Annotated in this window: 2 protein-coding genes; both read left to right on the forward strand. The window is 76.2% G+C overall.

The features are described 5' to 3' along the window. Positions 1-77 precede the first annotated feature (77 nt). Positions 78-917 (forward strand): ammonia-dependent NAD(+) synthetase, encoded by an 840-nt coding sequence (gene nadE, locus ACIQOV_RS39450; protein WP_380540573.1) that lies wholly within the window; start codon positions 78-80, stop codon positions 915-917. Next, positions 914-1,894 (forward strand): ADP-ribosylglycohydrolase family protein, encoded by a 981-nt coding sequence (locus ACIQOV_RS39455; RefSeq protein WP_401055717.1) that lies wholly within the window; start codon positions 914-916, stop codon positions 1,892-1,894. The genes nadE and ACIQOV_RS39455 overlap by 4 nt, the downstream gene beginning before the upstream one ends. Positions 1,895-1,940 lie beyond the last annotated feature (46 nt).

Genomic DNA, 1,940 nt, shown 5'->3' on the forward strand with positions numbered 1-1,940 from the left:
CCCCGCCCGTGACGGCCGCATCGTCGGTGGTCGTATCCTCGTGACCGCGCCACCCACCACCGTCCCGAGGAGTCGGAATGACCGAGCCCCTGCCCGCCGACGTCCAGCGGGAGATCGCCCGTGCCCTCGGGGTCGCGCCCGTGCCGGACCCCGCGACGGAGGCCGAGCGCCGGGTGGAGTTCCTGGCCGACCAGGTGCGGACCAGCGGCGCGCGGAGCCTGGTGCTGGGCATCAGCGGCGGTGTCGACTCCACCACCGCCGGACGGCTCTGCCAGCTCGCCGTCGAGCGGCTGCGGGCCGAGGGCCGCCAGGTGACCTTCACCGCGATGCGGCTGCCGTACGGTGTCCAGGCGGACGAGGCGGACGCCCAGCTCGCGCTCGGCTTCATCCGCGCCGACGAGGTGCTGACCGTCGACGTCAAGCCCGCCACCGACGGCGCGCTCGCCGCTCTGAAGGCCGCCGGCCTGACCTACACCGACCACGGCCACGAGGACTTCGTCGGCGGCAACGTCAAGGCCCGCCAGCGGATGGTGGTCCAGTACGCGGCGGCGGGCGCCAAGGGCGGGCTGGTCGTCGGCACCGACCACGCGGCCGAGGCCGCCGTCGGCTTCTTCACCAAGTTCGGCGACGGCGCGGCCGACGTGATGCCGCTGTCCGGCCTGACCAAGCGGCAGGTGCGGGCGATCGCCGAGGCGCTGGGCGCACCGGCCGAGCTGGTCAAGAAGGTCCCGACCGCGGACCTGGAGAACCTCGCCCCCGGCCGCCCCGACGAGGACGCCCTCGGGGTCGGCTACGACGAACTGGACGACTTCCTGGAGGGCCTGCCGGTCAGCGAGGACGTCTTCCGCACCGTCCTGGGCCACTACCGCCGCACCGAGCACAAGCGCAACCTGCCGGTCGTCCCGCCCGTGGCATGACCGGCCCCGACGAGCGCGCCGCCGGGGCCGTCCTCGGAGCCGCCGTCGGCGACGCCCTCGGCGCCCCCTACGAGTTCGGCCCGGCCGGCGCCTTCTCCGCCCGCTTCCCGGACACCCCCGGTGACCTGGTGGCGGGCGGCGGCTGGGGGCTCGGCGCGGCCACCGACGACACCCAGATGGCCGTCCTGGTCGCCGAGTCCCTGATCGAGCGGGGAAGCCTGGACCTCCCGGACGTCTTCGACCGGTTCCGCCGCTGGGCCGCCGCCGACCCCTCGGACATCGGCATCCAGACGGAAGCCGTCCTGACCAGCGGCCTGCCCTGGGACCTCGCCGCCGCCGTCCACTTCAACACCACGCTGCGCGCCGCCGGCAACGGTGCCCTGATGCGCGCCTCGACCTCCGCCGTCGCGTTCGCCCACGCCGGACGGCGGGCCACCATGGACGCGGCCCGGCGCATCGCGGCGCTGACCCACGGGGACGGGGCCGCCCGGGAGGGCTCGGCGATCTTCCACGAGCTCGTCCGGCTCGCGCTGCACGGCGCCGACCCGCTGGCCGAGCTCCCCGCCGTCCTCGCCCACGTCGACCCCGGCCACCGGGAGCGCTACGCCACCGTCCTCGCCCCCGACTGGCACCCGGAGCGCGCCACCGAGGCCAACGGCGCGGTATGGCCCTGCCTCGGCTCGGCGGTCTGGGCGCTGCGCACCACCGAGGGCTTCGAGCAGGCGCTGCGCGCCGCGATCGACCCCGGCGGGGACACCGACACCGTGGCCGCCGTCACCGGCGGCCTGGCCGGTGCCAGGTACGGCCTGGCGGCGATCCCGGAGCGCTGGACCGGGCCGCTGCACGTCGAGCTGCCCGGGTTCGGCGGGCGGGTGCTCCGCGCGCCCGAACTGCTCGACCTGGCACGGAGGTTGACGGCCTGGGAGGCCGGTGGCGCGGATCGGGGCAACGGGGGTTCCCGCCGGCACGACCAGTAACGCGGTGCCCAGGGGCGGCGGCATCGGCAGGGCGGGCGTTCGAGGG

Source organism: Kitasatospora sp. NPDC091257, from assembly GCF_044757675.1.
Taxonomy (GTDB): Bacteria; Actinomycetota; Actinomycetes; order Streptomycetales; family Streptomycetaceae; genus Kitasatospora; species Kitasatospora lactacystinica.